We start from the raw sequence: 23,154 nt of genomic DNA, 5'->3' as shown, positions 1-23,154 counted from the left end.
CCATCCTCTAGTCGAGCTGTTCGGCGATGCTCTGCGGCACCGGGATCTGGATTTCCAATAATTGCTGGGCGAAGGCTTTGCCTTGCGGGTCGATGCGCAGACTGGCCACGCCACCACCGCCGAGGGCGTTTTCCAATAAAAAGTTAAGGCTGTGGGTGCCGGGCAGATACCAGCGTTCGACCCGGCCGTGGATCGGGTCGAGCACGTGGCTCATCCAGTCGACGATCACTGCCGGAGTCAACGCTTCGGCGATCCACGACAGGTATTCGGGTTTGCGCGGCAGCACGCCGATGTTGCTGTGATTGCCCTTGTCGCCAGAACGCGCCACGGCGAGTTTTATCAACGGCACACTGGCATCGGCGCGACCCTGAGGTTTCGGCGGTTGTTGGGCAATCGGCAAATCTTCGCTGTCGAGTGCGGCCAATGAGGGCAAGGCGCAAGGATGATGTTCACCGGCCAGATCGATCTGCAAGGTGCAGGCGTTTTTATCGATCAAGAACGAGAACAGACGAATCAGCGGGTACACGGTTGGCCGTCCGCCAACGATGCCGGTCAGCCCCGGCGCCATGCCGGTCGCAGCCTGTGCGATCTCTCGGGAGAACAACACCAGTGCCTGCTTGCTCGGGTGACGCACGGCGAGTTTGATCACCACTTCGCGGCTGTCGCGGCGTTGCCCGTGCGGGCCGTAAGTCGCTTCGCTGCCAAGCAGTTCGATGTGGGTTTCGCTGTAGGGCGCCCAGCCACGCTGGCTGAACATTTCGGCGGTCTTGTCGATGATCGCCTGACTGACGCGTTGCGCTTTTTCAACGGCGTCGATACCGGCGATCAGGCAACTGGCGGTGCAGCGAAAACCGTCCGGGTAGGTGGCGCTGACTTTGTATTTATCCGTCGGCGGCAGGCCCTTGGCGCCGTGAACATGCACGGCGTTCTTGCCTTGTTGCTGAAGTTTGACCTCGCTGAAATCGCAGACCACGTCGGGCAGCAGGTATGCCTGTGGATCGCCGATTTCATAAAGCATTTGCTCGCCGACCGTCAGCGGCGTGACCAGCCCGCCGGAGCCCTCGGGTTTGCTGACGATAAATTGGCCGTCGGCGCTGACTTCAACGATGGGGAACCCGATGTGCTCGTAATCCGGCACGTCGCGCCAATCGGTGAAATTGCCGCCGGTGCATTGCGCGCCGCATTCGATGATGTGCCCGGCCAGTGCGGCTTGGGCGAGTTTGTCGTAGTCGTGCCACGACCAGCCGAATTCGTGCACCAGAGCGGCGCTGACCACGGCGCTGTCGACCACCCGTCCGGTGATGACGATGTCGGCGCCCAGGCGCAGGGCTTCGACGATGCCCGGGGCGCCGAGGTAGGCGTTGGTCGACACGCACATCGGCGGCAGCGGGGCGCCGCTGAACATCTCAGTGATGCCAGTGAGTTGTTTGAACTGTGGTTGCAGGTCATCGCCGAGCAGCACGGTGATTTTCAGCTTGATGCCGGCCTTGTCGCAGATAGCTTGCAGGGCGGCGGCACAGGCTTGCGGGTTGACTCCGCCAGCGTTGCTGATGACGCGGATGTTCTGCTCGGCCAATTGCGGCAGCAGCGGCGTCAACACTTCGATGAAGTCGCCGGCGAAGCCTGCCTGCGGATCTTTCATGCGCGCGCCGGCCATGATCGACATGGTGATTTCGGCGAGGTAATCGAACACCAGATAGTCCAGATCGCCGCCGTCCACTAACTGCGCGGCGGCGGTCGATGTGTCTCCCCAGAATGCACTGGCGCATCCGATGCGAACGGTGGTGGGCATTTTTATCTCCGACTCAGCAACCTGCGACAGAAGTGTCTGGAGGCTACCAAGCAAGCGCTTGGTTTGTAAACAGCTGAAACTATCTTCTGCCCAAGCGCTTGCTTGGTCGCGGCTGGCGGCTTAAATTGCGCGCAACCCTGCGGTTTCAGGGGGCAACAGACAGATCGACTGTAGGAGAGAACGGGTGGACGAGCAAAAAGCCCTGAGGGTCATGCGCCAATTGGTCGAGCAAGGCCAGTTGACCGACCCGGACAGCGCCCGCGGCAAACTGCTGCAAGTGGCGGCTCACCTGTTCCGCAACAAAGGCTACGAGCGCACCACGGTGCGCGATCTGGCCGGCGCGGTCGGCATCCAGTCGGGGAGTATTTTTCATCACTTCAAAAGCAAGGATGAAATTCTCCGCGCGGTGATGGAAGAAACCATTCGCTACAACACCGCTTTGATGCGTGCAGCGCTTGCCGACGCCAGCAATGTGCGCGAGCGCGTACTGGCGCTGATCCGCTGCGAATTGCAGTCGATCATGGGCGGCAGCGGCGAAGCCATGGCGGTGCTGGTCTATGAATGGCGTTCGTTGTCCGAAGACGGCCAGGCGCAAGTGCTGGCGCTGCGCGACGTCTACGAAGAACTCTGGCTGCAGGTGCTGGGTGAGGCCAAAGAAGCCGGGTTTATCCGTGGCGACGTATTTATTACCCGACGTTTCCTCACGGGCGCACTGTCCTGGACCACCACCTGGTTCCGTGCCGGCGGCAGTCTGAGCCTTGATCAGTTGGCGGACGAGGCGTTGATTCTGGTCCTTGAGGAACGTTAAGGCACTTTCTATCGCGTCGGGAAACTGGCTAACTGGGCGAAACCGCCTAGCTTGAATGCATTGATCGGTATTTTTTCGGGGAGTGGGGTGTTTTGAAGTCTTCGCCAATTCGGACGGCCGCGGGGTTGATGCTCGCAGCGCTGGCTGCAATATGGGTATTGCCCGCTCAGGCAGCGCAACTGGTTCGGGTCGGCGCGGCGCATTTTCCGCCCTACACCATTCGCCCGGAAAACGGCGCCGACACCGGCCTGCTGCCGCAATTGGTCGAGGCCTTGAACCGTCTGCAAAGCGATTACCAGTTTGTGTTGGTACCGACCTCGATTCCTCGGCGTTTCGGTGATTTCAAGCAGGGCCGGATCGACATGGCGATCTTCGAAAACCCGGAGTGGGGCTGGAAGGAGATACCCCACACGGACGTCGACATGGGCCTTGAAGACGCGGAGATTTTCGTTGCGCAACGCGAAGACGGCCGCCAGCAGAACTATTTTGCCGATCTCACCGGCAAGCGACTGGCGCTGTTCAGCGGGTATCACTACGAATTCGCCAATTTCAACGCCGACCCGAAATTTCTTGCGCAGAATTTCAACGCCACGCTGACCTATTCCCATGACAGCAATCTGTTGATGGTGCTGCGCGGGCGCGCCGACATTGCCCTGGTGACCCGTTCTTACTTGAGTGATTACCTGCTGCGCAACGAAAAGGTGCGTGATGAATTGCTGGTTTCCCAGCGCATGGATCAGGTCTACCACCACTACGCGATTCTGCGTTCGACCGCGCCGATCACGGGCGAAGCGTTTGGCAAGTTGCTGCAAGGCCTGCGCGACAACGGCGAGATGCTGAAAATCTTCGATCCGTACAAGATTGCCGTGGTCCCGGTGCCGCGCCACTGAGGGACTGATTTGGGCTTCAAGCCTAAATTTCCCTGCCCGGCTCACGTCCCATCGTTGAACTGTCGACGATTATCGTGAGCCCGACCCATGTCCAATCTGAATGACCTGACTGCCCTGGCCTTGCCCTCAGGCAGTCATCTGATCGCTGATGCAACCGAAAGCCGCCTGAGCCTGAGCCTCGACGGGCAACCGCTGATTCGCCTGCGCCTGGATCGTCAGGCCAAAGGGCCAATCCAGCTCGATGAGCGTTTTGCCTTGCCACCAGGGCAAGCCCTGTGGGCGGCCTGTTATTGGCTGTTTGCCCGTGATCCCGAATGCCAGCAATTGACCTGGCAGCTGGATCAGCCGCCGACCGAAGCGTTGCTCAGCGGTTTGCTGGTAAGCACTGAGGTCGCTGGCGAATATCGTTGTGAGCGCACGCTGTTCTGGCAATTGCCGCAACCGTGGCTCGGCACTTCGCTTACCGGCAACTACCCGCAGCAAATGGTCATCAGCGATGGCAAGCGCCATCCACTGCGACCGGTGAAACCGCGCGGTGAAGTCTATCGGCGTTTCGATGCGCGACTGGGCGCGTGGATTTCCCTGCGCACTGTCGAAATCGAAGAGGATCTGCCGCGTTTCAACCGCTGGCAAAACAGCCCGCGCGTCGCCAGTTTCTGGCAGGAAGAGGGCAGCATCGAGAAGCACCGCGAATACCTGAGCAAACTCGACGCCGACCCGCACACGTTGACCTTGATCGGCTGCTTCGATGATCAGCCGTTTGCCTATTTCGAAGCCTATTGGGCCAAGGAAGATCGCATCGCGCCGTTTTACGACGCCGACAATTACGATCGTGGCATTCACATGCTGGTCGGTGAAGAAGATCATCGCGGCCCGCACAAAGTCGCGAGCTGGTTGTCGGCGCTGGTGCATTACCTGTTTCTGGATGATCCGCGCACGCAACGCGTGGTCGCCGAGCCACGGGCCGATAACGCCAAGATGATTGGCCACATGCAGAACCAGTGCTTCCACTGCGAGAAGGAATTCGACTTCCCGCACAAGCGCGCGGCGTTGATGATTCTGGGGCGTGAGCGGTTTTTTGATCGGTGCAAGCTGGCTTGAAGTGACCTGAAAGCAAAAGATCGCAGCCTGCGACCGGGTCCTCATGTAGGAGCTGCCGCAGGCTGCGATCTTTTTCTATCTGCAGATGCGGTCTCAGCGGCGACCGGCAATCACCGCATCCCGACGGCTGCCCGAGACCTTGCGGCAGTGCACCAGCGCATCGCGAATCATGAAGTTGACCAGGGTCGGCGAGACGCCCAGTTCCTTGGCAATGTCTTTCTGCGGCACACCGTGCAGGCGATACATCTCAAACGCATAACGGGTCCGGCTCGGCAGCTCCGTCAGCGCGTCGGCGATGTGTTCCAGGGTGGAGAAATTGATGTGCGAGGTTTCCGGCGAAGCACCCTGAATGACCACGTTCAGCCCTTCCTCTTCAGGGCCGGAGTATTTCTGTTCCAGCGCCTGTTTGCGGTAGTGATCGATGGCGAGGTTGCGCACGATCTGGAACAGATAACTCAGTTGAGCCTTGATCGACGATGTGATCGGCGGCGCCGACTGCAGTCGGAAAAACGCATCCTGCACCACATCTTCGGCACGTGACCGGCAGCCGGTAATGCGGGCTGCAATTTTGACCAGAATCAGTCGATTGTCGACGAATGCCTGAAGTAGCGGTGAATCGCACCTGCTTGTGGATACTTGTTCCGTCATGGAAATCACCTTGCTGCCAAATAGGTTAGTGGGACGCCTTGGGGGGACGGGGCCGTCCTACACATCGAGCGACAAATTATGTTGAATGATAATGATTGTCAAATGAGAAAAAGAACTAATGATCCAAATCGGTGCGTTGTGAGAACTGCGACACGCCGCCGCATCCCGGCCCCATTGGCGATCCAGCCTGCCGACTAATTATTTCAAGACGTCATCCGTTCTCATTGGTGAATGGTTCCGGGTACCGAGCCCGGCCAGACAGCATTCCCAAGCCTTGCGCGGTCGGCACAGACCGCGCCCTGCATGCCCAAGAGGGGCGTGACACAGCAACCCGATTCCACTCGCAAGCCGAATTCAGGCAGGAAACCTCATGACCGACGCGTTCGAAATCCCCAGCACTCTGGTCCAAGCCCTCCAGCGCCGTGCGGCCCTGACACCGGACCAATTGGCCCTGCGTTTTCTCGCCGAAAACGCAGAGCAGGCTGTGGTACTCAGCTATCGCGAACTGGATCAACGCGCGCGCACCATTGCCGCCGCGTTGCAGGCCGAAGCCGAATTCGGCGATCGTGCAGTCTTGTTGTTTCCCAGCGGACCGGATTACGTCGCGGCCTTCTTTGGTTGCCTGTACGCAGGCGTGATCGCGGTGCCGGCCTATCCGCCGGAATCCGCCCGTCGTCACCATCAGGAGCGTCTGCTGTCGATCATTGCCGACGCCGAACCGCGCCTGCTGCTGACCAGCGCTGACCTGCGCGACGCCTTGCAGCAAATCGAAGGCGCGCCGCCGCTGCTGTGCGTCGATACCCTCGACAATGCGCTTGCCGAAAACTGGCTCGAGCCGAACCTGCCGCAGGACCACATTGCCTTCCTGCAATACACCTCCGGCTCTACCGCTTTGCCCAAAGGCGTGCAGGTCAGCCACGGCAACCTGGTCGCCAACGAACTGCTGATCCGTCATGGCTTCGGCATCGATGTGAACCCCGACGATGTCATCGTCAGCTGGTTGCCGCTGTACCACGACATGGGGCTGATTGGTGGTCTGCTGCAGCCGATTTTCAGCGGCGTGCCGTGCGTCCTGATGTCGCCGGCATACTTTCTCGGTCGGCCCTTGCGCTGGCTCGAAGCGATCAGCCAATACGGCGGCACCATCAGCGGCGGGCCGGACTTCGCCTACCGTTTGTGCAGCGAACGCGTCAGCGAGTCGGCGCTCGAACGCCTCGATCTGAGCCGCTGGCGCGTGGCCTATTCCGGCTCCGAGCCGATCCGCCTCGACACCCTTGAACGCTTCGCCGAGAAGTTCGCCGCGAGCGGGTTCAGCGACGACAGTTTCATGGCCTCGTACGGTCTGGCCGAGGCCACGCTGTTCGTCGCCGGTACCCCGCGCGGCACCGGTATCCCAGCACTGCGCGTGGACGATCAGGCGCTGGCGCAAAACCGCGCCGAGCCGGGCGAAGGCAGCCCGATCATGAGCTGCGGCATCAGCCAGCCCGAGCACGCGGTGTTGATCGTCGAGCCGAACACGCTCGTAGAACTGGTCGACAACGCCGTCGGCGAAGTCTGGGCGGCCGGGCCGAGCATCGCCCTCGGCTACTGGCGCAACCCCGAAGCCAGCGCCAAGACGTTCGTTCAGCACGCCGGCCGCACTTGGCTGCGCACCGGTGACTTGGGCTTTATGCGCGACGGTGAGCTGTTCATCACCGGTCGTCTGAAAGACATGCTCATCGTGCGCGGCCACAACCTCTATCCGCAGGACATCGAGAAGACCGTCGAGAACGAAGTGGAGGTGGTGCGCAAGGGCCGCGTCGCGGCATTCGCCGTCAACCAGAATGGCGAAGAGGGCATCGGCATCGCCGCGGAAATCAGCCGCAGCGTGCAGAAAATCCTGCCGCCGGAAGCGTTGATCAAGGCGATCCGCCAAGCCGTGGCCGAGGCGTACCAGGAAGCACCGAGCGTGGTGGTGCTGCTCAATCCGGGCGCGCTGCCAAAAACCTCCAGCGGTAAATTGCAGCGTTCAGCGTGCCGCAATCGCCTGGCTGATGGCAGCCTCGACAGCTACGCAGTGTTCCCGGCGACCACAGCCGCAACCGCAGAGTCGGCCACCGGCGCCTGCGAACTCGAAGCGCTGATCGGCAGCATCTGGGCCGAGCAACTCAACGTCAAACAGGTCAATGCCGACGATCACTTCTTCCTGCTTGGCGGCAACTCGATCGCCGCCACGCAAGTCATCGCCCGGGTCCGTGAAGAACTTGGCCTTGAGCTGAACCTGCGCCTGCTCTTCGAAGCGCCAACGCTGTCGGCATTTGCCGCTGCGGTGGCGCAACAGCAACAAGACGGCGGCAGCGCCCAAGGTGCAATCACCGCGTTGTCGCGCAGCGAGCCGATGCCGCAATCGCTGGCGCAAAACCGTCTGTGGATCACCTGGCAACTCGACCCGCAGAGCAGCGCCTACAACATTCCCGGTGCTCTGCGCCTGCGTGGTGAACTGGACGAAGACGCCTTGCGCGCCAGCTTCCAGCAACTGATCGAGCGCCACGAATCGCTGCGCACACGCTTCTTCGAACGCGACGGCGTGGCCCTGCAGCGCGTCGATGCCGCCGCTGAATTCAACCTGCAACTGATCGACATCAGCGACCTGCCAGCGCATGAGCGCGAAGCCCGCGCGGTGCAGATTCGCGAAGACGAAGCGCGTACCCAGTTCGACCTGGAAAAAGGCCCGCTGCTGTGGGTGACGCTGGTGCGTCTCGACGACGAAGATCACCAGTTGCTGGTGACGCTGCACCACATCATCGCCGACGGCTGGTCGCTGAACGTGTTGATCGACGAGTTCTCGCGCCTGTATGCCGCCGCTTCGCAAGGCGCGACCGCCAACCTCGCGCCGTTGCCAACCCAATACGCCGACTACGGCAGCTGGCAGCGCCAATGGCTGGCGCAAGGCGAGGGCGAGCGGCAACTGGCCTACTGGAAAACCCAGTTGGGTGACGAGCATCCGACCCTGGAACTGGCCACTGACTCTCCGCGTTCGGCGCAGCATGTTCACAGCGCAGAGCGCCATACCGTGCGCCTGGGCGCGAGCCTCAGCGAGGCGATCCGCAACACCGCGCAAGCGCACCAGTCGACACCGTTCATGCTGCTGCTCTCGGCATTCCAGAGCCTGCTGCATCGCTACAGCGGTCAGCGCGATATCCGCATTGGCGTGCCAAATGCCAACCGTCCGCGCCTGGAAACCCAGGGCCTGATCGGCTTCTTCATCAACACCCAAGTGCTGCGCGCCGAGATCGATTCGCGCCTGTCGTTCGTCGAACTGCTGGCGCAGACCCGCCAGGCCGCGCTCGGTGCCCAAGCGAATCAGGATCTGCCGTTCGAACAGTTGCTCGAAGCCTTCCCGCAGGCCCGCGAACAAGGTCTGTTCCAGGTCATGTTCAACCATCAGCAACGCGACCTCAGCGCGCTGAAACGCCTGCCGGGTCTGCTCGCCGAAGAGCTGCCGTGGCACAGCCGCGAAGCCAAGTTCGACCTGCAACTGCACAGCGAAGAAGACCGTAACGGTCGCCTGACCTTGTCGTTCGACTACGCGAGCGAATTGTTCGATGCCACGACCATTGCGCGTCTGGCCGAGCACTTCAGCAACCTGTTGCGCGAAGTTTGCGAACGCCCGGAGCAAGCCATCGGCGATCTGCAACTGCTGACCGCCGGCGAACACAACCAGCAAAAAAACTGGAGCGTCGCAGCGTGCACCCCGGCGCAACAATGGCTGCCAGAGCTACTCAATGAACAGGCCCGCCAGACCCCGGAACGCACCGCACTGGTGTGGGACGGTGGCAGCCTCGACTTCGCGGAACTGCACACTCAGGCCAACCGCCTCGCGCACTATTTGCGCGACAAAGGCGTCGGCCCCGACGTTTGCGTGGCCATCGCCGCCGAGCGTTCGCCACAACTGCTGATCGGCCTGCTGGCGATCATCAAGGCCGGTGGCGCCTATGTACCGCTGGACCCGGATTACCCGGCTGATCGTCTGGCCTACATGCTCAGCGACAGCGGCGTCGAACTGCTGCTGACGCAAACAGAATTGCTCGACCGTTTGCCGGCCAGCGATGGCGTCAGCGTCATCGCCATGGACGCCTTGCACCTGGAGAACTGGCCGAGCCAGGCACCGGGCCTGCACCTGCACGGCGACAACCTCGCCTACGTGATTTACACCTCGGGTTCCACCGGCCAGCCGAAAGGCGTCGGCAACACTCACGCGGCATTGGCCGAGCGCTTGCAATGGATGCAGAACACTTACGCGCTCGATGAAACCGATGTGCTGATGCAAAAGGCGCCGATCAGTTTCGACGTGTCGGTGTGGGAGTGCTTCTGGCCGTTGATCACTGGCGCACGTCTGCTGATTGCAGGTCCCGGTGAACACCGCGATCCGCATCGCATCGCGCAGCTTGTTCAAGAGCATGGGGTGACCACGCTGCACTTTGTGCCGCCACTGCTTTCGCTGTTCATCGACGAACCGCTGAGCGCCGAATGCACCAGCCTGCGCCGGGTATTCTCGGGCGGTGAAGCGCTGCCCGCCGAACTGCGCAACCGTGTGTTGGCGCAACTGCCAGCGGTGCAATTGCACAACCGTTACGGCCCGACCGAAACCGCGATCAACGTCACCCACTGGCATTGCACCACGGCCGATGGCGAACGCTCGCCGATCGGCCGGCCGCTGGGCAACGTGATGTGCCGCGTGCTCGACGCCGACCTCAATCCCGTGCCGGCCGGCGTGCCGGGCGAGTTGTGCATCAGCGGCATTGGTCTGGCTCGCGGTTACCTCGGTCGTCCAGCGTTGACCGCTGAACGCTTTGTCGTCGATCCATTGGGCGAGCAGGGCGCGCGTTTGTACCGCACTGGCGACCGCGCGCGCTGGACCGCCGATGGCGTCATCGAATACCTCGGCCGCCTCGATCAGCAGGTCAAACTGCGTGGCTTCCGTGTCGAACCGGAAGAAATCGAAGCACGTCTGCTCGCCCAGGACGGCGTCGCCCAAGCCGTGGTGCTGGTGCGCGAAACCGCTGCCGGTGCGCAACTGATCGGCTACTTCACCGCAACCGATGCCAGCGAAAATCCTGACGAGCAAATCACCCGGCTGAAAACCGCTCTGGCCGCCGAACTGCCGGAATACATGGTCCCGGCGCAACTGATGCGTCTCGACGCAATGCCGCTCAGCCCCAGCGGCAAACTCGACCGCCGTGCCTTGCCCGAGCCGCAATGGCAAGTACGTGAACACGTTGAACCGGTGACTGAGCTGGAACAGCAGATCGCCGCGATCTGGCGCGAAGTGCTGGGTCTGGCGCAAATCGGTCTGCGCGACGACTTCTTCGCCCTCGGCGGTCACTCGCTGCTGGCCACGCAAATCATTTCGCGTACCCGTCAGGCCTGTGACGTCGAGTTGCCGTTGCGCGCGTTGTTCGAGCACAGCGAACTCGGTGATTTCGCCGAACAGATCCGGTTGATCCAGGCCAGCGGCCGCACCAACAAACAGCCGCCGATCGACAAGGTCGACCGCAGCCAACCGGTGCCGTTGTCATACTCGCAACAGCGCATGTGGTTCCTCTGGCAGATGGAGCCGGACAGCCCGGCGTACAACGTTGGCGGCATGGCGCGCCTGCGTGGCGTGTTGCATGTCGAGCGTTTCGAGTCGGCGTTGCAAGCGCTGATCTTGCGTCACGAAACCCTGCGCACCACGTTCCCGAGTGTCGACGGCGTTGCGCGTCAGCAGGTGCATGCCGAAACCGGCGTGCGCATGGGCTGGAAGGATTTCTCCAAATTCGCCGCCGACGTGCGCGAGCAAAAGGTTCAGCAACTGGCCGATGAAGAAGCGCATCTGCCGTTCGACCTGGAAACCGGCCCGCTGCTGCGTGCCTGTCTGGTCAAGACTGCCGAGCACGAGCATTACTTTGTTCTGACCCTGCACCATATCGTCACCGAAGGCTGGGCGATGGATATCTTCGCCCGCGAACTCAGCGCGCTCTACGAAGCGTTTGTTGATGATCGCGATTCGCCGCTCGAGCCGCTGCCGGTGCAGTACCTCGACTACAGCGTCTGGCAGCGCAACTGGCTGGAATCCGGCGAGCGTCAGCGTCAACTCGACTACTGGACCGCACAACTTGGCCGTGAACATCCGCTACTGGAGCTGCCGGGCGACCGTCCGCGTCCGCCGGTGCAGAGTCATCAGGGCGAGCTGTTCCGTTTTGATCTGAGCGACGACCTCGCCGCGCGCGTTCGTGCATTCAATGCGCAAAACGGTCTGACCCTGTTCATGACCATGACTGCCGCACTGGCCACGCTGCTGTACCGCTACAGCGGCCAGACCGATCTGCGCATCGGCGCGCCGGTGGCCAACCGCATTCGTCCGGAAAGTGAAGGGCTGATCGGTGCGTTCCTCAACACCCAGGTGCTGCGTTGCCAGCTCGACGGCATGATGTCGGTCGGCGAGTTGTTCGAGCAGGTGCGCCACACGGTGATCGAAGGCCAGTCGCATCAGGATCTGCCATTCGATCATCTGGTTGAAGCCTTGCAGCCGCCACGCAGCGCCGCGTACAACCCGCTGTTTCAGGTGATGTGCAACGTGCAGCGCTGGGAATTCCAGCAGAGCCGCATGCTCGCCGGCATGACCGTCGAATATCTGGCCAACGATGCGCGGGCGACCAAGTTCGACCTCAACCTGGAAGTCACCGATCTCGACCATCGCCTCGGTTGCTGCCTGACTTACAGCACCGATCTGTTCGACGAGCCGACCATCGCGCGCATGGCCAGACATTGGCGCAACTTGCTCGAAGCACTGATCGCCGATCCGCAACAACGCCTCAGCGAATTGCCGCTGCTCGATGCGCCGGAGCAACAGCAACTGCTCGACAGCCTCGGTATCGAGCCGGGCGAGCATCGTCTCGATCAGTGCATCCATCACCTGTTCGCCGAACAGGCACTGGCGCGCAAAGACGCGCCGGCCCTGACCTTCGCCGGGCAGACCCTGAGCTACGCCGAACTCGACGCCCGCGCCAATCGCTTGGCCTGGGCCTTGCGTGAGCGTGGCGTCGGCCCGCAAGTGCGCGTAGGCCTGGCGCTGGAGCGTTCGCTGGAAATGGTCATCGGCCTGCTGGCGATTCTCAAGGCCGGCGGCGCCTATGTGCCGCTGGACCCGGAATACCCGCTCGACCGTCTGCACTACATGATCGACGACAGCCGCATCGGCCTGCTGCTCAGTGATCGGGCAATGTTCAAAGCCCTCGGCGATCTGCCGCCGAGCGTGGCGCGCTGGTGCCTGGAAGACGACAGCGTGGCACTCTCCGATTACCCGGCCACTGAGCTGCCGTTTATCAGCCTGCCGCAGCATCAGGCGTATTTGATTTACACCTCGGGTTCGACCGGTAAACCGAAAGGTGTGGTGGTCTCCCACGGCGAAATCGCCATGCACTGCCAAGCCGTGATCGAGCGATTCGGCATGCGCCCGGACGACTGCGAGCTGCACTTCTATTCGATCAACTTCGACGCTGCGACTGAGCGTCTGTTGGTGCCGCTGCTCAGCGGCGCGCAAGTGGTGTTGCGTGCGCAAGGTCAGTGGGACGCGGAAGAAATCTGCGGCTTGATCCGCACGCATAAAATCAACGTGCTCGGTTTCACACCGAGCTACGGCAGCCAGTTGGCGCAGTTCCTGTCGACGCAAAACGAAATCCTGCCGGTGCGGATGATCATCACCGGTGGCGAAGCGTTGACCGGTGAACATCTGCAGCGGATTCGTGCAGCGTTCAAACCGGCGATGTTCTTCAACGCCTATGGCCCGACCGAAACCGTGGTCATGCCACTCGCCAGTCTGGCGCCGGAGGTGCTGGAAGAGGGCGCCGGCAGTGTGCCGATCGGCAGCGTGATTGGCGCGCGTGTCGCGTACATTCTCGACGCCGATCTGGCGCTGGTGCCGCAAGGCGCGACCGGCGAATTGTTCGTCGGCGGCGCCGGTCTGGCGCAGGCTTATCACGACCGTCCGGGCATCACTGCCGAACGGTTTGTCGCTGACCCGTTCGCCACCGATGGCGGGCGCATGTACCGCACCGGCGACCTGGTGCGCCAGCGTGCCGATGGTCTGGTGGAATACCTCGGCCGGATCGACCATCAGGTAAAAATTCGTGGTTTCCGTATTGAGCTGGGCGAAATCGAAACCCGTTTGCTCGATCACGATTCGATCCGCGAAGCCGTGGTGCTCGCCCTCGATGCGCCGAGCGGCAAACAACTGGTTGGCTATTTGGTTACTGAAATCGCCGAGCAAAGCGAAGCCAGACAGGCTGAACTGCGCGACGCCCTCAAGTCGCACCTCAAGGCGCAACTGCCGGATTACATGGTGCCGACGCACCTGATTCTGCTGGCGAGCATGCCGCTGACCGCCAACGGCAAACTCGATCGTCGTGCGTTGCCGGCGCCGGATCCTGAGTTGAATCGTCAGGACTACGTCGCGCCGAGCAACGAACTGGAGCAGACCCTGGCGCAGATCTGGTGCGAGGTGCTCAACGTCGAACAGGTCGGCCTTAACGACAACTTCTTCGAACTCGGCGGCGATTCGATTCTGTCGATTCAAGTGGTCAGCCGTGCACGTCAGCAAGGTATTCATTTCAGTCCGCGGGACCTGTTCCAGCATCAGACCGTGCAGACCCTCGCGGCGGTAGCCAGTCGCACCGAGCAGGTGACGGCCGAGCAGGGTCTGGTGGTGGGTGAATCAGCGCTGACGCCGATTCAGCATTGGTTCTTCGACACCGATATTCCTGAGCGTCAGCACTGGAACCAGGCGTTGTTGCTGGAGCCGACCGTGCCGCTGGAACCGCACCGTCTGGAACAGGCGCTGCTGGCAGTGATCGAGCAGCATGACGCCTTGCGTCTGCGCTTCAGCGCAGTCAACGACGCGTGGCAAGCGATGCACCAACCGGTCTCCGATGCGGCGGTGTTGTGGCAAGTGCGCGTTACCTCGATGGACAAGTGCGAAGCGCTGTTTGCCGATGCGCAACGCAGCCTCGATCTGCAAAATGGCCCGCTGGTTCGCGCCTTGCTGGTCGACGGCCCTGAAGGACAGCAACGCCTGTTTATCGCGATTCATCACTTGGTGGTCGACGGCGTCTCATGGCGTGTGTTGCTCGACGATGTGCAAACCGTTTACCGCCAACTCGACGCTGGGCAGTCGGTCAAACTGCCGGCGAAAACCAGTGCCTTCAAGGACTGGACGGCACGTTTGCAGGCTTATGCCGGCAGCGAATCCCTGCGCGAAGAACTCGACTGGTGGCAGACCCAACTGGCCGGCCCGAACGCTGATCTGCCGTGCGAAAACCCGCAGGGCGGCCAGCAGAATCGCCACGCGCAAACCGTCAGCGTGCGCCTCGATGCCGAACACACTAAACAGTTGCTGCAACAGGCGCCGGCCGCCTATCGCACGCAAGTCAACGATCTGCTGCTGACCGCGCTGGCCCGCGTGTTGTGCCGCTGGAGTGAGCAACCGTCGACGCTGATTCAGCTGGAAGGCCACGGCCGCGAAACCCTGTTCGACGAGATCGACCTGACCCGCACCGTCGGCTGGTTCACCAGCGCCTATCCATTACGCCTGACCCCGCACAACATCGAAGAAGCCGCCGGGCAGGGCGCTTCGATCAAGGCAATCAAAGAGCAATTGCGCGCCGTGCCGCACAAAGGCCTGGGTTATGGCGTGCTGCGTTATCTCGCCGATGACCTCAGCCAGCGCAGCATGGCCGCGCTGCCGCATGCGCCGGTCACCTTCAACTACCTCGGCCAGTTCGACCAGAGCTTTGGCAGCGATGCGCTGTTCCGTCCGCTGGATGAGCCGGTCGGTGCCGCCCACGATCCGCACGCGCCACTGCCGAACGAGCTGAGCATCGACAGTCAGGTTTACGGTGGTGAATTGCTCCTGCGCTGGACCTTCAGCGCCGAGCGTTACGAGACGCAAACCATCAACGATCTGGCCGATGCCTACCTCGGTGAGCTGCAAAGCCTGATCGCCCATTGCCTGCAAGACGAGGCCGGCGGCCTGACGCCGTCGGACTTCCCGTTGTCCAGGCTGACTCAGGCGCAACTTGATTCCTTGCCGGTGCCGGCCGCGCACATCGAAGACGTCTATCCGCTGACGCCGATGCAGGAAGGCATGCTCCTGCACACCTTGCTCGAACCGGGCACCGGTCTGTACTACATGCAGGATCGCTACCGCATCAACAGCGAACTCGATGCCGAGCGTTTCGCCCAAGCCTGGCAAGCGGTGATCGCCCGTCACGAAGCGCTGCGCGCCTCGTTCTGCTGGAACGTTGGCGAAGACATGCTGCAAGTGATTCACACGCCGGGTCGCACGCCAATCGAATATCTGGACTGGAGCGCCGTCGCCGAAACCGAGCAGGAACCGCAGCTGCAAGCGTTGCTGAAAAACGAGCGCGAGGCCGGTTTCGATCTGCTCAATCAGGCGCCGTTTCACCTGCGCCTGATCAAGGTCGGCGCGGCGCGCTACTGGTTCATGATGAGCAACCACCACATCCTCATCGATGCCTGGTGCCGTTCGTTGCTGATGAACGACTTCTTCGAGATCTACACCGCGATGGGCGAGGGCCGTGAAGCGCAACTCGCCGTGCCGCCGCGTTATCGCGATTACATCGGCTGGCTGCAACGCCAGAGCCTCGCCGAAGCGCGGCAGTGGTGGCAGCAGAACCTGCAAGGGTTCGAGCGCACCACGCCGATCCCGAGTGACCGGCCGTTCCTGCGCGAACACGCCGGTGAAAGCGGCGGGATGGTCGTCGGTGACCGCTACACCCGCCTCAATGTCGAGGACGGTGCGCGTCTGCGTGAACTGGCGCAGGCGCATCAACTGACCATCAACACGTTTGCTCAAGCAGCGTGGGCGTTGGTGCTGCGGCGTATGAGTGGCGATCGTGATGTGCTGTTCGGCGTTACCGTCGCCGGGCGGCCGGTGGAAATGCCGGAGATGCAACGCACCGTCGGCCTGTTCATCAACAGCATCGCGCTGCGGGTGCAGATGCCGGCAGACGATGAACGCAGCAGCGTGCGTCAGTGGCTCAGCGCTTTGCTCGACAGCAACATGCAACTTCGCGAGTACGAATACCTGCCGCTGGTGAACATCCAGGAACAAAGCGAACTGCCGAAAGGCCAGCCGCTGTTCGACAGCCTGTTCGTCTTCGAAAACGCCCCGGTGGAAGTCTCGGTGCTGGACCGCGCGCAGAGCCTGAACGCGACGTCGGACTCGGGCCGAACCCACACCAACTTCCCGCTGACGGCAGTGTGCTACCCGGGCGATGACCTCGGTTTACACCTGTCGTATGACCAGCGTTATTTCGACGAGTCGACCATCGAGCGCATGCTCGGCGAGTTCAAGCGTCTGCTGCTGGCACTGGTCGACGGCTTCCATGGCGACATGGCTGATCTGCCGCTGCTGGGTGCCGATGAACAGGACTTCCTGCTGCACGGTTGCAACCAGAGTGCCCACGATTATCCGCTGGAGCAGAGCTACGTCGCGCAGTTCGAAGCGCAGGTTGCTGCGCATCCACAGCGCATCGCCGCGACGTGTCTTGATCAGCAACAGAGCTATGCCGAGCTGAACCACAACGCCAACCGTCTCGGCCATGCCCTGGTCGCGGCCGGGGTGCAGATGGATCAACCGGTGGCGTTGCTCGGCGAACGCAATCTCGATCTGCTCGGCATGATCATCGGCAGCTTCAAGGCTGGCGCGGGTTATCTGCCACTGGATCCGGGCCTGCCGAGCCAGCGTCTGCAACGCATCATCGAGCTGAGCCGCACGCCGGTGCTGGTCTGCTCTAAAGCCTGCTTTGAACAGGCGCAGACGTTGCTGGATGAATTCAGTTGCGCCAATCGCCCACGCTTGTTGGTTTGGGAAGAGGTTCAAGCAGCGGCGATTTCGGCGCAGGACCTGGGTATTTACAGTGGCCCGGACAACCTCGCCTACGTGATCTACACCTCGGGTTCGACCGGCCTGCCGAAAGGCGTGATGGTCGAGCAGCGCGGCATGCTCAACAACCAGTTGAGCAAGGTGCCGTACTTGAACTTGAGCGACGCCGACGTGATCGCGCAGACCGCTTCGCAAAGCTTCGATATTTCGGTCTGGCAGTTCCTCGCCGCACCGCTGTTCGGTGCGCGGGTGGACATCGTGCCGAATACGATTGCCCACGATCCGCAAGGTTTGTTGGTGCATGTGCAGGCGCAGGGCATCACCGTGCTGGAGAGCGTGCCATCGCTGATTCAGGGCATGCTCGCCTCGGATCGCTTGAGTCTGGATGGCTTGCGCTGGATGTTGCCGACCGGTGAGGCGATGCCACCGGAACTGGCGCATCAGTGGTTGCTGCGTTACCCGGACATCGGTCTGGTCAACGCTTATGGCCCGGCGGAATGTTCCGATGACGTGGCGTTCTTCCGTGTCGACATGGCGTCGACGCGCGGCAGTTACTTGCCGATCGGGACACCGACCGACAACAACTTGCTGTATCTGGTTGATGGTGCGCTGGAGCTGGTGCCGCTGGGTGCGGTGGGCGAGTTGTGCGTGGCCGGCACGGGCGTCGGTCGCGGTTATGTCAGCGATCCGCTACGCACCGCGCCAGTGTTTGTGCCGAACCCGTTCGGCGCGCCGGGCGAGCGTCTGTATCGCACCGGTGACCTGGCGCGGCGTCGCAGCGACGGCGTGCTGGAGTACGTCGGCCGCGTCGACCATCAGGTGAAGATTCGCGGTTACCGCATCGAACTGGGTGAGATCGAAGCGCGCCTGCACGAACAGCCGGAAGTGCGCGATGGCGCGGTCGGTGTGCAGGAGGGCGTCAATGGCAAGCACTTGGTCGGTTATCTGGTGGCGGCCGATTCGGCACTCAACCCAAGCGAACGCCTGGAGCGGATCAAACAGCGCCTGCGCGCCGAATTGCCGGAATACATGGTGCCGCTGCACTGGTTGTGGCTCGATCAGCTGCCGCTGAACGCCAACGGCAAACTCGACCGCAAAGCCTTGCCAGCGCTGGAGATCGGCCAGTTGCAGAGCCAGGATTACCTGGCCCCGCGCAATGACCTCGAGCAGACGCTGGCGGACATTTGGGCCGAGGTGCTGAAGGTCGAGCAGGTCGGTGTGCGCGACAACTTCTTCGAGCTGGGCGGGCACTCGTTGCTGGCCACGCAGATTGCCTCGCGGGTGCAGAAGTCGCTGCAACGCGACGTGCCGCTGCGGGCGATGTTCGAGTGCAGCACGGTGGAGGAATTGGCCGAGTACATCGATGGGCTGGCGGCGAGTGACATCACCGAGGAGAAGGTCGACCGCTTGAATGATCTGATGGCGGAGCTGGAGGGTCTGTAGTTTTTTCGGTATCTGTACTGGCCTCATCGCTGGCAAGCCAGCTCCCACAGTAATCGAACATGATCACAAATTTTGTGTTCACTTTAGAACCTGTGGGAGCTGGCTTGCCAGCGATGGCGTCAGTGCATTCAACACATTTCAACAGGAACATTTTTAGACATTTGCCCGATTGACGATCAGCAACCGGCAGCTCAGTCTGCCGGTTCTGTTTTTTACCGCGCAGGTGAATCGATGCCTTTTTTAACGGTTGACGGACAAGCACTGCATTACATCGATCAAGGCACCGGCCCGGCAGTCTTGCTGGCCGGCAGTTATCTGTGGGATCAGGCCATGTGGGCACCGCAGATCGCCGCGTTGTCGCCGCACTATCGGGTGATTGCGCTGGATTTGTGGGGTCATGGCGAGTCGGGGCGGCTGCCTGAAAACACCCGCTCGCTGGACGACATCGTCAGGCAGGCGCAGGCCTTGCTCGATCATCTGAACATCGATCAGGTTACCTTGGTCGGCTTGTCGGTCGGCGGCATGTGGGGCGTGCGTCTGGCGCTGGCGGCACCGCAGCGGATCAACGGCCTGGTGCTGATGGACACCTACCTCGGCGTCGAACCGGAGCCTACCCGTCAGTATTACTTCTCGCTGTTCAAGCAAATCGAAGAAACCGGTGAAATCAGCGAGCCACTGCTCGACATCGTTGTGCCGATCTTTTTCCGCCCGGGCATCGATCCGCAGTCGGCGTTGTATCAGGATTTCCGTGCAAAACTGGCGGCGTATTCGTCGGACCGCTTGCGCGAAAGCATCGTGCCGATGGGGCGTATCACCTTTGGCCGCGATGATCTGTTGCCACGTCTGGGCGAGTTGAGCGCTGCAACCACGCTGGTGCTGTGCGGCGATCAGGACAAACCGCGACCACCGTCGGAAGCACAGGAAATGGCTGAGTTGATTGGCTGCCCGTGGGTGCTGGTGCCGCAGGCGGGGCATATCTCCAATCTGGAGAATCCCGAGTTTGTCACGGAGGTGTTGTTCGCCTTCCTGGCTGAGCGCCATTGAAAAGATCGCAGCCTGCGACAGCCCATGTAGGAGCTGCCGCAGGCTGCGATCTTTTGATCTTGCTTACTTGGGCCCGAGAATCTGCGCCAGCTTGTCCGGCGACGGCGCCCCTTGCTGTTGTTGCAGCTCACCCTTGGCATCCATGTAGAAAATCGCCGGCGTCGCCTGCAGATCGAGGTCTTCCATCAACTGCATATTGGCCGCCAGTTTGCTCTGCACCGCCACCGGAATATCCTTCAGCGCTTTAAGCGAGCTGCCCTTGCCAGCCTTCTCATGATCTTCCAGCGCCTTGCTCGGGTCTTTCGCCGCCAGCAACGCCGCTGATTTGCCCGGGCTGTCCTCACGGATGATCCCGACCATAATGTGCCGCAGTTGCACTTTGCCGGCCTTGACCCAAGGCCGCGCCTGTTCCCAGAACATGTTGCAGTACGGGCAGTTCGGGTCGCTGAACAGGTACACCGTGCGCGGTGCATCCTTGTTGCCGTCCTGAATCCAGTTGCTCGCCTCGAACTTGGCCCAGACTTCCTTGGCCATCGGCGCGTAGACCAGTTTCTGCAAGGGTTCGCTGCTCAGGTCCTTGCCGTCGGCGTCGTACAGATTACCCAGCAGAACGTGTTTGCCATCCGGGGTCAGGTACAGCGCCATGCCACGGTTCTGGTATTGCGCCGCATAACCGCGCAGACCGTCGGGCGCATCGAACTGGCCGACGATTTTCGCGCCTTTGGCTTCGATCTGTTTGATCGCCGCCGGCAATTCTTCAGCAGCCTGCACGGACGGCAAGTGCAGCAGGGCGGTGCCCAGGGTCAGCGTCAGCAGGTGGCGGAGGCGGGGCATGGCAGTTTCCTTGCAGAGGTGGCCGGTGCGGTGGCCGGGTTCGAATTCGGGGTTGGCGTGCCAAAGTTTTCCAGGGCACGGGCCAGGCTGGCGTTCGATAGCTCACCAAGGTGACTGCTCAGCAACCGACCGTCAGGGCTATAGAACAGCGTAGTCGGCAATGCCATGGAACCCACGGCTTGACCGAGGCGACCACTGCGGTCGAACAGCACGTTATTGAGGCTCAGGCCCTGGGTTTCGAGAAACGTCGCCACGCTCTGCATGCTTTCGGCCTGATTGACGAACAGGAAGGTCAGATCCGGTCGTTGCTGCTGGGCGTTTTCCAGCACCGGCATTTCGCGGCGGCACGGTGGGCACCACGTGGCCCACAGGTTGATCACCAACGGGCCGCCCTGATAGTCGCTGAGCTGGATGGTTTCCCCGGCCGCGTTGCGCAGGGAGATGTCCGGCAGCCGGGTGCCTTGTTCATAGATATTCAGTGACAGGGTTGCGAGCAACCAGAACGCCACGCCGCTGACCACGCCAAAGCCCAGCGGCCGGCGCAATCCGGGCCGGCGCCAGCCGCGATACAGCGCCGCCAGCAGTAATACGATCACCCCCGGCCAGGCGAGAAAACCGCCATCGCGCAGGTCGATGATCTGCCACGGGTCATTGCGATAGTGCGCCCAGTACAGCACGACAAACGCCACGCGCGCCGCGAGCATGCCCAGTAGAAACAGGCTGAACAGCGCCGACTCGGGGTTGTCACCGCCGCGCTTGGCCACCCGCCAGCCGACAAAGGTCGCCAGCGCCAGAGCACTGATCAGCAGCAGATGGTTGAGCGCAATGGCAAAGGTGCCGAGGGTGAACGTCAGCATTAATTGGCGTCTCGGGTGGTGGCCCAGCGTTGCAGGAACGTGTCGGCATCGACTTCGCCGGTGATGCGCTGGCTGCGACGCTCTACGCCATCCGTGCCGATCCAGACGAAGCTCGGTGGCCCCGGCACTTTGTAACGGCTGAGCAGCTCGCGGCTGGCGGCATTGTCGGCAGTGACATCAAGCCTGAGCAGGCGCACATCGCTCAATGCCTGCATGACCTTGTCCTTGCCGAACACCTGTTTTTCCATGACTTTGCACGACACGCACCAGTCGGCGTAATAGTCGAGCAAGACCCATTGGCCTTTGGTTTTCGCTGTATCCAGTTCGCGTTGCAGGGCGTCGGGAGTGTTGATCGTGGTGAACGCTTCATGGCCATTGGGTGCAGCGCTGGTCGTGCGACCGGCGCTATAAACCTGCAAGGGCTGGTACGGATCATCACTGCCACCCGCCGCGCCGATCACCAGCAAACTGCCCCACAAACCCAGCAGCAGCGCCGTTGCCCCGAACATCTGTGCAACACGGCCAAAGCCTTCGGATTGTTTCCAGGCACTGTAAGCGGCAATCAACAACAGCGCGCCGCACAAGCCCAGCCACAACGACGGGTCCAGCACCGGCCGCAGCATCAGCAATGCCGTGGCGAGAAAGAGGAAACCAAACACGCCCTTGAGCAGGTTCATCCACTCGCCGGGTTTGGGCAGGAAACGATTGCCGACGGTCACCAGCAACAACAGCGGCACACCAATACCGATGCCCAGCGAGAACAGAATCAAGCCACCGTGCAGGGCATTGCCACTCTGCGCGATATACAACAGCGCGCCGGCCAGCGGCGCGGTCATGCACGGGCCGACCAGCAAGCCCGACAGCGCGCCGAGCGCGCCGGCGCCGACCAGGCTGCCACCACTGCGACTGCGCGAAGCGTGTTCGAGGCGATCACGCAGCGCCACCGGCAGTTGCAGTTCAAAGAAGCCGAACATCGGCAACGCCAGCACCACGAAGATCGCGGCAAAGGTGCCGAGCAGCCAAGGGTTCTGCAACCATGCTTGCAGGTTCGCGCCAAGCAGCGCGGCAATCACGCCCATCGCCGCATACACCAGCGCCATGCAAATCACATAACTGCCGGCCAGCGCAAAACCGCGACGCGGTGTGGCACCACTGCCGACGACCATACCGGCGAGAATCGGCAGCATCGGCAGCGTGCAAGGGGTGAACGCCAGCAGCAGGCCGAGGCCGAAGAACACCAGCAGACTCCAGCCCAGTGCGCGCTGTTGCAGGCTGCTGGCCAAGGCCTGATCAGGTGCTTCGGCGCTTGCCGCGACGGCGGTTTTACCGCCGAGGTCAATCACTCGGGTCTGCGGCGGATAGCACAGGCCGGCATCGGCACAGCCCTGATAGCTGACCTTGATCTGGCCGCTGGCCGAGGCGGGGATTTTGACTTCCAGGCCTTGGCGGTAAACCGGTTGCTCACCGAAAAACTCATCGCTGTGCGATTCGCCTTCGGGCAATGCCGGTTGTTGTTCGGCGCTCAGACCGTCGAATTTCAGGCGTTTCTGATACAGGTAATAGCCGTCGGTGATTTGCCAGAACAGCTGGGTTTCACCCGATTCCAGACGCTCGGAGGTGAGCACGAACGCTTTATCGACCGGCAGAAACTCCGGTTTTGACTCAAATGGGTTGTTTCCAGCCTGGGCCAGGCTCGAAATCAGCAGAGCAAACAAAAGAAAAAAATGACGCATGGAGGAGCCTTGTCCCTGTGCAAGTGAGGTGCACAATGGGCGGTGGCGATTAACCGATGATTAACCGCCATGCCCTTG

The 23,154-nt window shown here is 61.7% G+C and carries 10 protein-coding genes; 5 read left to right on the top strand and 5 right to left on the bottom strand.

Annotated elements, in window-relative coordinates; genetic code table 11:
- Positions 1–7: 7 nt before the first annotated feature.
- On the bottom strand, positions 8–1,792 hold the full coding sequence (locus ACQ4MY_RS21585; RefSeq protein WP_440096414.1) for an acyclic terpene utilization AtuA family protein: 1,785 nt from the start codon (positions 1,790–1,792) through the stop codon (positions 8–10).
- 184 nt (positions 1,793–1,976) lie between these two features.
- Between ACQ4MY_RS21585 and ACQ4MY_RS21580 the strand changes: the two genes are divergently transcribed.
- The 3 genes from ACQ4MY_RS21580 to ACQ4MY_RS21570 all read left to right on the top strand — a co-directional run bounded on the left by ACQ4MY_RS21580 (position 1,977) and on the right by ACQ4MY_RS21570 (position 4,591).
- Positions 1,977–2,600, top strand: coding sequence for a TetR/AcrR family transcriptional regulator (locus ACQ4MY_RS21580; protein WP_440096413.1), 624 nt, complete (start codon positions 1,977–1,979; stop codon positions 2,598–2,600).
- A gap of 92 nt (positions 2,601–2,692) precedes the next feature.
- Complete coding sequence (locus tag ACQ4MY_RS21575; protein WP_440096412.1) at positions 2,693–3,490, top strand: substrate-binding periplasmic protein; 798 nt, start codon at positions 2,693–2,695, stop codon at positions 3,488–3,490.
- A gap of 87 nt (positions 3,491–3,577) precedes the next feature.
- Entirely contained in the window at positions 3,578–4,591 is a 1,014-nt protein-coding gene (locus tag ACQ4MY_RS21570; protein WP_158833306.1) for a GNAT family N-acetyltransferase, read from the top strand.
- A gap of 93 nt (positions 4,592–4,684) precedes the next feature.
- On the opposite strand, the gene ACQ4MY_RS21565 is transcribed toward ACQ4MY_RS21570, so the two are convergent.
- Positions 4,685–5,239, bottom strand: coding sequence for an RNA polymerase factor sigma-70 (locus ACQ4MY_RS21565; RefSeq protein WP_008088195.1), 555 nt, complete (start codon positions 5,237–5,239; stop codon positions 4,685–4,687).
- A gap of 370 nt (positions 5,240–5,609) precedes the next feature.
- Between ACQ4MY_RS21565 and ACQ4MY_RS21560 the strand changes: the two genes are divergently transcribed.
- Both ACQ4MY_RS21560 and ACQ4MY_RS21555 read left to right on the top strand, forming a co-directional pair.
- Entirely contained in the window at positions 5,610–18,608 is a 12,999-nt protein-coding gene (locus ACQ4MY_RS21560; RefSeq protein ID WP_440096411.1) for a non-ribosomal peptide synthetase, read from the top strand.
- Positions 18,609–18,839: 231 nt separating this feature from the next.
- Entirely contained in the window at positions 18,840–19,652 is an 813-nt protein-coding gene (locus ACQ4MY_RS21555; protein WP_440096410.1) for an alpha/beta fold hydrolase, read from the top strand.
- Positions 19,653–19,715: 63 nt separating this feature from the next.
- Here the strand turns inward: ACQ4MY_RS21555 and dsbG are convergent, their stop codons facing one another.
- The 3 genes from dsbG to dsbD are packed head-to-tail and all read right to left on the bottom strand — an operon-like array spanning position 19,716 to position 23,076.
- On the bottom strand, positions 19,716–20,486 hold the full coding sequence (dsbG, locus tag ACQ4MY_RS21550) for a thiol:disulfide interchange protein DsbG (protein WP_008088180.1): 771 nt from the start codon (positions 20,484–20,486) through the stop codon (positions 19,716–19,718).
- Positions 20,462–21,343, bottom strand: a complete 882-nt coding sequence (locus tag ACQ4MY_RS21545) for a TlpA disulfide reductase family protein (protein WP_158833315.1) — start codon at positions 21,341–21,343, stop codon at positions 20,462–20,464. The genes dsbG and ACQ4MY_RS21545 overlap by 25 nt, the downstream gene beginning before the upstream one ends.
- Positions 21,343–23,076, bottom strand: a complete 1,734-nt coding sequence (gene dsbD / locus ACQ4MY_RS21540; RefSeq protein ID WP_440096409.1) for a protein-disulfide reductase DsbD — start codon at positions 23,074–23,076, stop codon at positions 21,343–21,345. The genes ACQ4MY_RS21545 and dsbD overlap by 1 nt, the downstream gene beginning before the upstream one ends.
- Between the last annotated feature and the right edge of the window lie 78 nt (positions 23,077–23,154).

The sequence above is a fragment of the Pseudomonas sp. SM4 genome, assembly GCF_051913165.1.
Lineage (GTDB): Bacteria > Pseudomonadota > Gammaproteobacteria > Pseudomonadales > Pseudomonadaceae > Aquipseudomonas.
This window is presented reverse-complemented; position numbering and strand designations above follow the sequence as displayed.